The sequence below is a fragment of the Mycobacterium sp. NPDC004974 genome, from assembly GCF_053600815.1.
This window is the reverse complement of record NZ_JBSGAQ010000018.1, coordinates 143,962-157,342: the sequence shown is the minus strand read 5'-3', so window position 1 is coordinate 157,342 and position 13,381 is coordinate 143,962. Positions and strand designations below refer to the sequence as shown.

The window sequence follows — 13,381 nt, the reverse complement described above, 5'->3', positions numbered from 1 at the left end:
TGGGTGGTCCAGGCGATGACGGTGCCGCGTCGGGGCAGCAGGGCTTGTTCGGTGTTGCCGCCGGAGCATTTGGGGCAGCGGGCCTGGGCGGGGAATGTGGTGGCCGTGCAGTCGGTGCAGCGGCTGCCGATCAGCTGGGGTTCGGCATCGGGCCAGGTCGAGATCTCGGGCGCCAGAGCCTTCTGAGTTGACACGTCGCTGACGATAACTGGAAATGCAATTCTCGTCTAGTGAGAACCGACTCTCGGTAGGCTCCTCGATGCAGTTGAGACGGCATGGACAGATGGAGGCGGCGTGAGCGAGGTTCTACCGGGAGAGGTCCGCCAGATCGGGTACGTGGTCACCGACCTGGACGATGCAATAGCGGGCTGGCTGAAGATGGGTGTCGGTCCGTGGTTCGTGATCCGCGACCTGCCGCAGCGGGTGACCTACCGGGGCGCGCCGTGCGAGGTGAAACTGTCCCTCGCGCTGTCCAACAGCGGTGACCTGCAGGTCGAGTTGATCCAACAACTCGATGACACGCCCAGCATCTTCACCGAGTTCCTCGGCGGCTCCGGCGCGGGAGGCTTTCACCAACTTGCCTACTGGGCAGACGATTTCGATGCGGCGATGGACAAGCTCGGCGAGGAGGGCTGGCCCCAGGTGTGGTCGGGCGGGGAAGGGGAGGGGGTGCGCTTCGCGTACTTCGAGCCGCCGACAGGTGCCTCGATCGTCGAGGTCATGGAGCTGACCGACGCCTCGGCCGGCATGGCCGCCTTCGTACGCGCGCAGGCCGCCGACTGGGACGGCAGCGATCCGGTTCGGGAGTTGGGCGGCTGACGTCGGCCGAGCGGCCAGTTGTGACACATTTTCTCGCAACGGCCGTGTCGGAACCGGCCATTCGACAGGCGGTCGCCAACGGCGCGCTTATTTGCCTTTGTTCATCACCTTGTCCGCGGCGGCCCAGTGCTCGTCCGAGCACCACAACCGGGCGAAGGCCGCGACCGCCTCGGTGGTCGACACCCCGTTGATCACCCGCTTGACCTCAGCGGCCTGATGTCGGGCCAGAAGCTGCGCCGTCGACCGCCAGGTCTCGGCGAACTCGGCCCGGGGGACGACCTGGTCGATCAGGCCGACTTGCTCGGCCTCGCGTGCGCCGAGGATGCGACCGGTTCCGGCCAGCAGCAGCGCCCGGCTGCGACCGACCAGGGTGGCGAGTCGTTCGGCCCCGCCCCAGGCGGGCATGATCGCCAGGGCCACCTGGTTGAAGCCGATCTTGATGTCATCGGCGGCGATTCGGATGTCTGCCGCGACGGCGACCTCGGCCCCACCGCCCAGGGCATGGCCGTTGAGCGCCGCGATTACCGGCCCGTCGAAACCGGCGATGCGGTCGCAGATCGTGCGCATCCGCCAGGCCATCTCGGAAGCCTCGAGTTCGGTGCGCAGTGCTGCCAGTTCCTTGAGGTCGCCCCCGGAGACGAAGGCGCGGTCGCCGCCGCCGGTGATCACCAGAGCGGACGCGCCGGCTGCCCCGTCGAGCGCCTTGTTCAGCGCATCCATGGTGTCCAGCGAGATGGCGTTGCGTGCCTGCGGTCGGTCGATTGTGATGACCGCCAGTTCGCCGTCGATTTCGAGGTCGACCATCAAACGTTCTCCAGTTCCGGGATTGGCATTCTCGTTTGATGAGAATAGCATCACCGTTGTGCGCGACATCCCCGTTGAGCTGACCAAACGGTACGTCGAAGAAGGCTGGTGGCGGCCGGAAACCCTGGGGCAGATGCTGGCCGACGGTTTGGCCGCCAGCCCTGACGCCGGGTTCTACGTGCACTCCGCGACTCGTCCGTACCGGGGCACCTTCGGCGAGGTCGAGCGCACCGCCCGGCGCCTGGCCGCCGGGCTTCGCGATCGCGGAGTCGGACCCGGTGACGTCGTGGCCCTGCAACTACCGAACTGGATGGAGGCCGCGGTCGCATTCTGGGCCTCGGCATTCCTCGGTGCGGTGACCGTGCCGATCGTGCACTTCTACGGACGCAAGGAACTCGGCCACATCATGGCCACGGCGAAACCGAAGGTGTTCATCACCACCGAGCAGTTCGGCCGGATGAAGTTCGAGCCCGATCTGTGTGCCGATGTCCCGATCGTCGGCCTGGTCGGCCTGTCCGACGAGCGCTCGCGCGAGCAGCATGTTCACGCGTACACCCACTTGCTGGCCGACGAGCCGATGAACGGCACCCTGACCGCGGATCCCGCGGCCCCGGCCCTGATCGCCTTCACCTCCGGAACCACCCGCGAGCCCAAAGGCGTTATCCACAGCCATCAGACGCTGGGCTTCGAAACCCGCCAGTTGCTGGAGAACTATCCACCGGACCGGGGTCGTCAGCTCACCGCCACGCCCGTCGGGCATTTCATCGGCATGCTCGGCGCGTTCCTGATCCCGGTGCTGGAGGGTGCCCCGATCGATCTGTGCGACGTCTGGGATCCGGGCAAGGTGCTGGAGTTGATCGAGCGGGACGGATTGTCGATCGGCGGCGGGCCACCGTATTTCGTCACCAGCCTGATGGACCATCCGCAGTTCAACGAACGCCATCTGGCCCGGTTCACCACTGTCGGCCTGGGCGGCTCGACGGTGCCCGCGGCCGTCACCCGGCGACTGGCCGATCTGGGCCTGTTCGTCTTCCGTTCCTATGGCAGCACCGAACATCCGTCGATAACCGGATCCGGCGCAGGGGCGCCGGAGGCCAAGCGCCTCTACACCGATGGCAATGTGCGTCCCGGTGTGGAGATCCGGCTCGGGTCGGACGGCGAAATCTTCAGCCGTGGACCGGATCTGTGCCTCGGCTATACCGACGATGCCCTCACTGCAAAGCATTTCGACGCCGACGGCTGGTATCGCACGGGTGACATCGGAGTGCTCGACGAGGACGGGTACCTGACCATCACCGACCGCACCACCGACCTCATCATCCGGGGCGGCGAGAACATCAGCGCGCTCGAGGTGGAGGAGGTGCTGCTGGGCCTGCCCGATGTGATCGAGGCGATCGTGGTGGCCGCACCGGACGCGCGGCTGGGCGAGAGGGTGGCCGCGGTCCTTCGGGTGCGCGACGGCGGCAGGATGCCCACCCTCGATCAGGTGCGGGCGCATTTCGAGTCCTGTGGGATGGCCCGGCAGAAATGGCCGGAAGAGCTACATCAGGCCGAGGATTTTCCCCGCACGGCCAGCGGCAAGGTTCAGAAGTTCGTCATCCGTCAGGAGATTGCTGCAATCGCCCGGTGAGCAGCCCTCGGGCCGAGCTGGGCATTGCGGCAGTTATCAAGTGAGAATATGATTCTCTCGAATTGCAAAGGAGTTTTCCATGGGACAACTGTCGCATAGGGTCGACATTCCGTTTCCGCTGTTCGACGCGGACAACCACCTCTACGAGCCGCCGGAGGCGATGACCAAGTACCTCCCCAAGGAGTACAAGGACATCGTCCAGTACGTCGAGGTCAACGGCCGCACCAAGATCGCTATTGACGGCCACATCAGCAACTACATCCCGAACCCCACGTTCTCGCATGTCGCCAAGCCGGGTGCCTGGGAGGAGTACTTCAAGTTCGGCAACCCGGACGGCAAGAGCAAGCGCGAGCTGTTCGGTGAGCCGATGCGGTCCATCCCGGCGTTCTTCGAGCCGGAGCCGCGTCTGGAGCTGATGAACGAACTCGGCGTCGACCGCAGCCTGATGTTCCCGACGCTGGCCAGCCTCATCGAGGAGCGCTTGCGCGACAATCCGGTCGCCATCCACGTCATCGTCCACTCGCTCAACCAGTGGCTGGACGAGGTCTGGGGCTTCAACTACCAGAACCGCATCTTCACCACCCCGGTCATCACCCTGCCGATCGTCGAGAAGGCGATCGAAGAGCTGGAGTGGGCGGTCAAGCGAGGCGCCCGCGCCATCCTGATCCGCCCGGCCCCGGTGCCCGGCTTCCGTGGCCCGCGTTCGTTCGCGCTGCCCGAGTTCGACCCCTTCTGGGAGCGCTGCGTCGAGTACGACGTGTTCGTCGGCATGCACTCCTCGGACAGCGGCTACTCGCGCTACACCTCGGAATGGGACGGCACGGTGCAGGAGATGCTGCCGTTCCAGACCAATGCCATGTCGATCCTCAACGAGTGGCGCCCGATCCAGGATGCGGTGGCCTCCTGGGTGATCCACGGTGCCCTGTTCCGCTTCCCGAAGCTCAAGGTGGGCATCGTCGAGGCCGGGTCGAAATGGATGTTCCCGCTGCTGGATTCGATGGCCGAGGTCTACAAGAAGGCCCCGGAGGCCTTCTTGGGCAACCCCATCGAGGAGATCAAGAACCGCATCTACGTCAGCCCGTTCTACGAAGAGGGCATCGACGACCTGATCAACCTGATCGGCGTGGACCAGGTGCTCTACGGCTCCGACTGGCCGCACCCGGAGGGCCTGGCCGAGCCGACCCACTACGTGACCGCGCTCGAGCACCTGGCCGTCGAGGATCAGGCCAAGATCATGGGCGGCAACTTGGGCCGCCTGGTCACGCTCTAAGGGGCCGACACATCAATCAGTGGCAGACCATCCCCGCGATGGTCTTGAGTGCAGCGGACCGTTTCGGCAACACGGACGCGGTCGTCGACTATGGCGACAATCCGGCCGGGGCCGACGGTCCGCTGCGTCTGTCCTTCACCGAACTGGTCGAGCGCATCCGGAAAGCCTCGGGTGCGTTCGTCGAGTTCGGCATCGCCAAGGGGGACCGGGTCGCGGTCTGGGCCCCCAACTCCGCCGAGTGGATCATCGCCGCGTTCGGGATCATGGTCGCCGGCGGCGTGCTGGTTCCGGTCAACACCCGGTTCAAAGCCGAAGAGGCCGCCGACGTGGTGGCGCGCAGCGGTGCCAAGGCGGTATTGGTCCAAAAGGGTTTCCTCGGACAGGATTTCACTTTCTCAGAGACTGATCTCGATGTTCCGACCATCGATCTGAAGTCCGACTTCCTGAGTAGTGGAAGCCCGTACACGCGCGATGTGGAGCCCACCGACATCGCCGATGTCATCTTCACCTCGGGCACCACCGGTAGGCCCAAGGGCGCGATGATGAACCATCGCCAGACGCTGCGGGCCTACGAGGAGTGGGCCACCCTGGCGGATCTGCGCGAGGGCGATCGCTATCTGATGATCAACCCGTACTTCCACACCTTCGGGTTGAAGGCCGGGTTGGTGGCGTCCTTCCTGCGCGGTGCGACGATGCTGCCGGTGGCGGTGTTCGACATCGACAACGTAGTGGAAATGATTGAGCGCGAACGCATCACGATGCTGCCGGGCCCGCCCACGCTCTACCACTCGCTGCTGGCCGTAGCGGACCGTGACCGGCTGGCGACGCTGCGGGCAGGGGTGACCGGTGCCGCTGACATCCCGGTGGAACTGGTGCGTCGTATCCGCGAAGAGCTGCCGTTCCAGACGTTGATGACCGGCTACGGCCTCACCGAGGCGGGCAACGTCACGCTGTCACGTCCGGGTGATTCGGCCGAGGATGTGGCCACCACCGCCGGGCTGCCCTGCGAGGGGATCGACGTGCGCATCGCTGACGACACCGAGGTGCTGGTGCGCGGCTACAACGTGATGCAGGGCTACCTGGACGATCCGGCGGCCACTGCCGAGGCGATCGATCCCGACGGCTGGCTGCACACCGGAGATCTCGGCGAGTTCACCGAGTCCGGACGGCTGCGGATCGTCGGCCGTAAGAAAGACATGTTCATCGTCGGAGGCTTCAACGCCTACCCGGCCGAGATCGAGGGATTTCTGCTCGAGCATCCGGCGATTGCCCAGGTTGCCGTCATCGGCGTCGCCGACGAGCGTATGGGGCAGGTCGGCAAGGCGTTCGTGGTGCTGCGGGACGAGCCCGGCGCGGCGATCGCTGCGGAGGAATTGATCGCCTGGAGCCGCGAGCGCATGGCTGGCTACAAGGTGCCCCGGTATGTCGAGTTTCTCGACGAACTACCACTCAATGCCACCGGCAAGGTGATGAAGAATGAGCTTGAGGCGCGGGTAACGGCGAGTCCGGGCTAAGTGAGCACACAGTGCGTAAACATCATTTCCGCAGGTAAATGCGCATTTATGCGCCTGCTGTCGATGATGTACTCTCGGGTCACTACCGCAAACTGATAACGTAATTCTCGTTAAGCAGGCTGCTGAACGGACAGGAGGTCGGCATGCCGTCCCGCAAGCCTTCGTCGCCGGTAATCGATACTAGCGAAGATGACGCGTCACCGAGCGACGCACTGAAACTGGCTGAACAGGCCGAAGCGGAGGCCGCAGAGGCCGAGGCCGTTGCGGCCGCCGCGCGGGCCAGGGCCCGCGCCATTCGGCTGCGTAACCAGGCCGACGCCGACAAGGACGCCGCGGACGCGACCGTGGCCGACGGTCCGGTTGACGAAGTGCCGACAACCGAGCCTTCCGACGTCCCCGATGCCGACGAGTCCGATACCCCTGAGATCACCGACACCGCCGGCGTCGACGCAGAGGCAGGGGCCGTTGAGGCCGAACCGCTTGAAAAGGCAGAGCCAGAGGCCGCCGAGGGCACGTCGGCCCGCCGACTCCCGCGCGTGCGGGTTTCGGGTCTGTTCTGGAAGGTGCTCGCGACCTGCCTGACGCTCATCGTCATCGCTGGACTGCTCGGATTCAGCGGCTGGATGATCTGGCACAACCGCCAGGCCGAGCATCGCCAGCAGTTGGCGGCCGAGTACACCGCTGCCGCCCGCCAGACCGTCGTCACCCTCATGTCGCTGGACTTCAACCACGCTCAAGATGCCGTCAAGAACATCCTCGACAACTCGACGGGCGAGTTCCGGGAGGACTTCGAGGCGCAGTCGAAGGACTTCGTCAAGCTGGCCCAGGACGCAAAGGTGGTGACCGAGGCGAACGTGACGGGCGCCGCGGTGGACACCATGAGCGACAACAACGCCGTTGTGCTGGTCGCAGTGAACACCAAGGTGACCAACACCACCGGGGCCAACAAGCAACCGCGGCCGTGGCGAGTGGCCGTCAACATGGTCCGCGAAGGTGACCAGATCAAGCTGTCGAAAGTCGAGTTCGTGCCGTGACCCTGGACCAGGACATCAAAGAGACCGAGAAAGCCGACACCGAGACGGCAGTCGAGATCGAAGAGGGCGCCGAGGAGCAGGCCGAGACCGATGCGGCCGACGACAGCGACACGGCTGCTTCTGAGCCACCGGGAGGTTGGCGGCAGCGGCTGAAGATGCTGTGGTTCCCGCTGGCACTTGTGGTGGCGCTGATCGCGTCGGCCGCCCTGGCCGGATGGCTGTACTTCGCGCAGTTCCGCGTTGACCAGCAGACCGGTCCGGCAGCGTCGGCGACTGTGCTCAAGGCGGCCAGCGAAGGCACGACGGCGCTCCTGACCTACGCGCCGGACAGTCTCGACCGCGATTTCACGGCCGCAAAGTCACATCTGACCGGAGATTTTCTCTCGTACTACACCCAGTTCACGCAGGAGATCGTCGCCCCCGCCGCCAAGCAGAAGTCGGTCAAGACCACTGCGGCGGTCGTGCGTTCGGCCGTCTCGGAGATCCACCCCGATTCAGCGGTGGTGCTGGTGTTCGTGAACCAGGCCACGACGAGCGCCGAGAACCCCAACGGGAGTTTCACGGCCAGCGCCGTCAAAGTCGGGATGAGCAAGATCAACGGCAACTGGTTGATCTCGTCGTTCGACCCGGTGTAACGGCGCTAACAGCGAGGGGGCGTCAGTCCTGAGCGTGACGCTCGTACGCCCATCGCTCCAGCCACGTCTGTAGTTCGTGCACCGCCAGCGCGGTGATCACTGCGCTGAAGACAGCGAGGCCCAGCAATAGCGCACTCATGGCCGGCACCCCGCGTTGCCGTTGTGTTGGCGGCTCACGTGCAACCCGGGACGGTGCGGTGAGCCTGGGACCACGTAGTGCGTTACCTGCCTCGGTGCGGCGCCGTCGGGCGTGTCCAGGACAGACCGCTTGATGGCCTGGTAACGATCGCGCTCAGCGGCACACCAGGAGTCGGGCCAACCTTCGAGCAGGTCGCGGCTTCGGACCAGCCGGTGCAGGGCGGGATGGGTGACCGAAGGTGCCGGTCGTCCGTCGATCACCGCCATTGCCTCGTGCAATGCGAGCGCTTCGTGCCAGTCAACCTTCACCTCGGGGGCCAGGCTGACGTACTGGTGCCGCACCACGAGCAGGGCGTCTGCGCCCAACGGTCGCAATCGCCACAGCGCGGATCGCAACGAGGACACCGCCTTGTGTGGCGGGCTGCCCGGCCACAGCAGGTCGCATACCCAGCTGCGGTGCAGCTCGCGGCGCTTCACAGCGGCCAACGCCACCAACCGGCGACAGGACGGCGGCAAGACCACCGGCTCCATGTCGCGGTAGACGGCGAACTCGCCGAGGACGTTCAGCGTGAATTGCTTGGACACAACATCATCCTCGAGCGTGGCCGCGGCTCTGACATCAGTAGTGCACTACTCGTATTTCGAGTTTTTTCGGCGAGTTTCTGCGACCACGCCGCCGCGAATCCTCGCTCCGGCGTCCAGATGCGATGGAATTGCGGTGACACGTGGCGAAGAAGGGGCATACCAGGGTGAACGAAGTCAGGCCTAGTCCGGTTCAAACCCACCGGCTGAGCCGGATGGCCGGACGCGATCCGCACGAGCAGCACCGGGTGGCGACTCCGCTGGAATTGCTGTTCGACCTGACATTTGTAATCGCCTTCGGGGTGGCCGCCGCACAATTCGCGCATCTGATGGCCGAGGGGCACGTGTCGGCCGGGTTGGCGGGTTTTGGGTTCGCCGCGTTCGCGATCTGGTGGGCGTGGATGAACTTCACCTGGTTCGCCTCCGCCTACGACACCGACGACTGGATCTACCGGGTGATGACGATGCTCCAGATGGTCGGCGTCATCATCCTGGCGCTGGGCATACCGCCGGTGTTCACCTCCATCGAACACGGCGGGCACGTCGACAACGTGGTGATGGTGGCGGGCTATGTGGTGATGCGAATCGCGATGGTGGGGCAGTGGTTACGGGCCGCTGCGCAGGATCCGCCACGCCGGTCCGCGTGCCTGACCTATGCGTGTGCGGTCGTCGTCGCGCAGATCGGGTGGGTGGTGCAGATCTTCGTACAGACCTCGCTGACGGTCTTCTTCGTCACCGCCCTGGTGCTGATGGTCGTCGAGATCAGCGGACCGATCCTGGCCGAGCGGTGGATGGGTGGCACCCCGTGGCACGCCCATCACGTCGCCGAGCGCTACGGGCTGCTCGCGATCATCGCGTTGGGTGAAGGAGTGGTCGGTACGGTGGCGTCCCTGACCGCGGCGGTGGGGGAGCACGGCTGGTCCACCGACGCCATCCTGCTCGTCGCTTCCGGAATCGGGCTGACCTTCGGGATGTGGTGGGTGTACTTCCTGGTTCCGGCCGGCGCATTGCTGCACGCCCAGCGCTCACTCTCGTTCTGGTACGGATATCTGCACCTGGCGGTGTACGCGGCGATCGTGGCCACCGGCGCCGGCTTGCACGTGGCGGCGTACTACGTCGACGGTCAATCGAAGCTGAGTTCGGTCGGTACCGTGCTGGCAGTGGCGATTCCGGTTGGCGTCTACCTGGCGGCGATGTTCGTCATCTACTCACTTCTTGTGGGGGATTTCGACCTGCTGCACGCGCTGTTGCTGGCGCTGGCCGCAGGGGTGCTCGTGGCCGCGGTGGCGCTGGCCGCAAACGGGACGTCGATGGCGGCGTGTCTGTTGGTCGTTACCGCGGCACCGCTGGTGGTGGTCGTCGGGTTCGAGGCGGTCGGGCACCGGCACGCCGCCGAGATCGTCGGTCGGCGCCTGGACGCTCACCGGCCAGGGTGAGTCTCGAAGCTTTCCAACAACATTCGTTCCTGCTCGGCCGCCAGCAGGCGGCGCGTCTTGTGGCGGGTGATCAGGATTCCGATCGTGGCCAGAATCCAGACCGCGTACTGCACTGACCAGGCCAGCCGGAACGATGCGAAAGAGTAGCTGTCGGCGCCGGACAGGATCAGGCCCATCGCCTGCATCACCAGCAGTGCCGCCAGGAAGCCACCCATGTTCACCATGCCCTGGGCGGTCCCGAGCGTGTGGCTCGGATTGAAGGTGCGGGCGAAGTCGAATCCGACCATCGAACCGGGACCGCCCACCGAGATGACGACGATGAGCACCACCAACAACCACACCGGCGCCGGGCCGGGCAAGGCCAGCACCACGGTCCACACCAGGGCGTTACTGGCGATGATCCAGAGCACCAGACGTGATCTGCGGTGCGGATGCCGGCCCGTGAATACGCCGATCATGATCCCGGCCGAGATCGCGGCCACCACTGAGACAGTCAGCAGCGAGCCTGCTGCGGTCTCCGAAAGTCCCTGCGCCACCGTCAGGTAGGGCACTCCCCACATCAGCGCGAATACCGTGACCGAGAACTGGGTGCCCATATGGGTGAAGAATCCGAGCCTGGTGCCGGGTCGCAGCCAGACGGTCTTGATACGGGACAGGCTGGCGTGCAGGGAGATCGGCTCGGACGTGAGCGCCGTGCCGTGCGGAGTGTTGCGGATCAGGGCCAGCGCCAACACGATCACCACGATTCCGAACGCTGCGACCGACAGGTATGCCGGTGTCCAGCCCGACCCGGTGAGGATCGCGAGGAACGGGACCGCAGACAGGACCTGACCGAGCTGACCGCAGATCCCGGTCAGCTGTGCCACCAACGGAACGCGCGCCGGCTCGAACCAGTACGGCACCAAGCGAAGTACCGAGATGAAGGTCAATGCGTCGCCCAGGCCGACGATGGCCCGCGCACCGATCGCCGCGGGTAGCGACTCGCTGAGTGCGAGCACGAGTTGGCCGGCGGTCATCAGCGCGGCCCCACAGACGATGAGCACACGGGAGCCGAACCGGTCCAGCAGCAGTCCGGCTGGTACCTGGGCCGCGGCATAGACGATCACCTGCAGCACGACGAACGTGGACAGCACGCCAGGGCTCGCGGCAAATCTGTCGGCGGCCTGCAGGCCGGAGACGCCGAGGGTCGTGCGGTCGAGCACGGCGATGATGTACGCGAGTAGTCCGGTGGCCCAAACGATCCAGGGACGCACGCGGGCACCTTTCGTCAAATGTGTTTCTCGGGGCAGGCATACATGCTCTCGCACTCATGGGTGGCCAAGCGACCGGAGTTGATTGTCGCGGCTGTGAATTTCGTCTCGAGGCCCGCTCTGCCGCGATTCATAGAGTTGGCTGAAAATGCACTCTCACGTGTAACTGGGAACAGGTGGTGCGGCATATGTGCAGATAACCGGGCTGCTTATGTACATGGAGGGCGGCGGGGTCGCTCAGCCGTGAATTCGCTCGCAGTATTAATCGGGGAGTAGGGTGTCGGCATGAATCGCTGTTCAATCCGACGCGGAGGACGTCGGCTTGGTTGAGTATCGTCTGGAAGACCTGGCGCGTATTTCCGGCGTCAGCGCTCGCAATATCCGCGCTTATCGTGAGCGCGGACTGCTGGATTCGCCGCGGCGCGTCGGGCGCTCGGCGTACTACGGCGAGCGGCACCTGGCTCAGTTGACGGCGATCAGCCAGCTACTGGCCAAAGGTTTCAACTCGGCGCACATCGCCGAGTTCTTCGCGGGCTTGCGTGGCGGCAAGGATCTGCCCGGTGCTCTGGGAATCCAGGCCTCGGACTGGTGCCGGCCGAAAACACTGACACTGAACGTGGATCCGGCCGACGAGGATGTCCGCACGCTCGTGGAGTTCGGATTGCTGGACATCGTGGAGGGCCTGGAGGGCCCAGAGCGCGTCGAGGCCCCCGCGGAGGTGGTCGACCCGGCATTGGCCGCGCTGGTCACCGGCGCCGAGGACCAGCGGCGCTCCATCCGGATCATTGCCCACCTCGCCAAGTCGACCGATGCCGCGATCGATCAGGTGGCCGAGTCGGCTGTCGCGGCGCTCGCCGCATGCCGGGGCGTCTCGTCCGATACCGACTTGCGGGAGCTGGCCCAGGCCGTGGTCTCGGTTGGATTGGAGCGGGCCCTGCGGACCCGTTTGGCAACCGCTGAATAAGGCCTGTTCAGACCCGATCGGGGCAGGTGTGAACCTTGATGTACCTGTGGTCGGTGGCGTCGAAGTGAATATTGAGGAACTTGTCGTAATCTGAGGCACGTGTCGATATCCCGACGCGACCTGCTCAAATACGCGGCGGCTGCACCCGCGCTGATCGGGCTGGGTACCGGCCTGGCGTCCGTCGGCGCCGGAGTGACCGCCCCTCCGGCCGGCGCTGCGCCGCTGGGTGTCCTGCTCGATTACGCCGCCGGCGTCATCCCTGCTGCCGATATCCGCACGTCAGGAGCCATCGGGGCAATTCGCTACGTCTCCGACCGCAGGCCCGGCGGTGCGTGGATGCTCGGTAAGCCGATTCAGTTGCCCGAAACCCGGGATCTGTACCAGAACGGCCTCAAGATCGTGTCCTGCTATCAGTACGGCAAGGAGCACACCGCCGACTGGCTGGGCGGGCAGAACGCCGGGATTCAGCACGCCAAGCGCGGCTGGCAGTTGCACTCCTCTGCGGGCGGATCGGTGGGGGCGCCGATCTACGCGTCGATCGACGATGATCCGAGCTATGAGCAGTACAAGCATCAGGTAGCGCCGTATCTACGCGGCTGGGAGGCCGTGCTGGGGCACCAGCGGGTCGGCGTGTACGCCAACTCCAAGACGATCGAATGGGCTCTGCAGGACGGGCTGGGCTCGTACTTCTGGCAGCACAACTGGGGCTCGCCGGGCCGGGTCGCCCACCCTGCCGCACACCTGCATCAGGTCGAGATCGACAAGCGCAACGTCGGCGGGATCGGCGTGGACATCAACCACATCCTCAAGCCGCGATTTGGTCAGTGGGACTGAAATAGTTACCGACGAGTAAGATATTTCAGCAAACTTTTTGCTCGGATGCGCGAGATTCGCTGGACAGAATCGGCCCGATTGTCTGCTGGATCGCGGCTGCTCGGGAGCCTCGGATGCAACGGAAAATTTAGGTAACGATTCGATAACAATACTGCCTTGATCTGCACAGTTATGGCTACTCGACCGTAACCACCTGCCAGCAGGACGTTTGTCCCGAATGGCTTTGGCCGCCAGTCTGTGCTGCGTTACGTTACCGGCGGTTACCCATGCGTAGAACTCGCCAGTAACCAATCTGGGCGGAAAACGCCTACCCCCTCTTATGACACTCTTAGTACGGCGGGAATGTGAGTGACACCGTCCGGAGAGCTCCGGCGGCCGGCATTCCAGCCTGATTCGACGCTGAATCGCCGTTGGCCTGTCGCCCGGGCAGCCCACACCGCCCCAGACATGCAGACAGACACCGAGCACCGC

At 65.0% G+C, this 13,381-nt stretch carries 13 protein-coding genes; 9 read left to right on the top strand and 4 right to left on the bottom strand.

Features of this window, described 5'->3' with window-relative positions; translation table 11 throughout:
* Positions 1-206: Zn-ribbon domain-containing OB-fold protein (locus ACWEFV_RS29670; RefSeq protein ID WP_450072809.1), on the bottom strand; the 206-nt coding region annotated here is incomplete at its 3' end.
* A gap of 88 nt (positions 207-294) precedes the next feature.
* On the opposite strand from ACWEFV_RS29670, the gene ACWEFV_RS29665 reads away from it, so the two are divergent.
* Positions 295-819 carry a VOC family protein gene (locus ACWEFV_RS29665; protein ID WP_450072800.1) on the top strand — a complete coding sequence of 175 codons (525 nt, stop codon included), beginning with the start codon at positions 295-297 and terminating at the stop codon, positions 817-819.
* An 87-nt stretch (positions 820-906) separates the two neighbouring features.
* Here the strand turns inward: ACWEFV_RS29665 and ACWEFV_RS29660 are convergent, their stop codons facing one another.
* Complete coding sequence (locus ACWEFV_RS29660; protein ID WP_135456613.1) at positions 907-1,623, bottom strand: enoyl-CoA hydratase/isomerase family protein; 717 nt, start codon at positions 1,621-1,623, stop codon at positions 907-909.
* Between the two features lie 58 nt (positions 1,624-1,681).
* Between ACWEFV_RS29660 and ACWEFV_RS29655 the strand changes: the two genes are divergently transcribed.
* From ACWEFV_RS29655 to ACWEFV_RS29635, 5 genes are all read left to right on the top strand, one after another.
* Positions 1,682-3,253, top strand: coding sequence for an AMP-binding protein (locus tag ACWEFV_RS29655; RefSeq protein WP_450072799.1), 1,572 nt, complete (start codon positions 1,682-1,684; stop codon positions 3,251-3,253).
* 79 nt (positions 3,254-3,332) lie between these two features.
* Positions 3,333-4,523, top strand: a complete 1,191-nt coding sequence (locus ACWEFV_RS29650; RefSeq protein ID WP_135456609.1) for an amidohydrolase family protein — start codon at positions 3,333-3,335, stop codon at positions 4,521-4,523.
* 11 nt (positions 4,524-4,534) lie between these two features.
* On the top strand, positions 4,535-6,037 hold the full coding sequence (locus ACWEFV_RS29645; RefSeq protein WP_450072808.1) for a FadD3 family acyl-CoA ligase: 1,503 nt from the start codon (positions 4,535-4,537) through the stop codon (positions 6,035-6,037).
* A gap of 143 nt (positions 6,038-6,180) precedes the next feature.
* Entirely contained in the window at positions 6,181-7,071 is an 891-nt protein-coding gene (locus ACWEFV_RS29640; RefSeq protein ID WP_450072798.1) for a tetratricopeptide repeat protein, read from the top strand.
* A complete protein-coding gene (locus tag ACWEFV_RS29635; protein WP_450072797.1) occupies positions 7,068-7,706 on the top strand; it encodes a twin-arginine translocation pathway signal in 639 nt (212 codons plus the stop codon). The genes ACWEFV_RS29640 and ACWEFV_RS29635 overlap by 4 nt, the downstream gene beginning before the upstream one ends.
* A 135-nt stretch (positions 7,707-7,841) precedes the next feature.
* Here the strand turns inward: ACWEFV_RS29635 and ACWEFV_RS29630 are convergent, their stop codons facing one another.
* Positions 7,842-8,429, bottom strand: a complete 588-nt coding sequence (locus tag ACWEFV_RS29630) for an AfsR/SARP family transcriptional regulator (protein ID WP_135456602.1) — start codon at positions 8,427-8,429, stop codon at positions 7,842-7,844.
* 212 nt (positions 8,430-8,641) lie between these two features.
* On the opposite strand from ACWEFV_RS29630, the gene ACWEFV_RS29625 reads away from it, so the two are divergent.
* On the top strand, positions 8,642-9,862 hold the full coding sequence (locus ACWEFV_RS29625; RefSeq protein WP_450072796.1) for a low temperature requirement protein A: 1,221 nt from the start codon (positions 8,642-8,644) through the stop codon (positions 9,860-9,862).
* On the opposite strand, the gene ACWEFV_RS29620 is transcribed toward ACWEFV_RS29625, so the two are convergent.
* On the bottom strand, positions 9,847-11,115 hold the full coding sequence (locus ACWEFV_RS29620; protein WP_135456598.1) for an MFS transporter: 1,269 nt from the start codon (positions 11,113-11,115) through the stop codon (positions 9,847-9,849). The genes ACWEFV_RS29625 and ACWEFV_RS29620 overlap by 16 nt on opposite strands.
* A 319-nt stretch (positions 11,116-11,434) precedes the next feature.
* Between ACWEFV_RS29620 and ACWEFV_RS29615 the strand changes: the two genes are divergently transcribed.
* Together ACWEFV_RS29615 and ACWEFV_RS29610 are read left to right on the top strand one after the other, a co-directional pair.
* Complete coding sequence (locus ACWEFV_RS29615) at positions 11,435-12,076, top strand: MerR family transcriptional regulator (protein WP_450072795.1); 642 nt, start codon at positions 11,435-11,437, stop codon at positions 12,074-12,076.
* A gap of 99 nt (positions 12,077-12,175) precedes the next feature.
* A complete protein-coding gene (locus ACWEFV_RS29610; protein WP_450072794.1) occupies positions 12,176-12,910 on the top strand; it encodes a DUF1906 domain-containing protein in 735 nt (244 codons plus the stop codon).
* Positions 12,911-13,381 lie beyond the last annotated feature (471 nt).

Coding starts and splice junctions, on each gene's coding strand:
- ACWEFV_RS29660 (WP_135456613.1), bottom strand. CDS start 1,623: ATGGTCGACCTCGAAATCGACGGCGAACTGGCGGTCATCACAATCGAC.
- ACWEFV_RS29650 (WP_135456609.1), top strand. CDS start 3,333: ATGGGACAACTGTCGCATAGGGTCGACATTCCGTTTCCGCTGTTCGAC.
- ACWEFV_RS29640 (WP_450072798.1), top strand. CDS start 6,181: ATGCCGTCCCGCAAGCCTTCGTCGCCGGTAATCGATACTAGCGAAGAT.
- ACWEFV_RS29625 (WP_450072796.1), top strand. CDS start 8,642: ATGGCCGGACGCGATCCGCACGAGCAGCACCGGGTGGCGACTCCGCTG.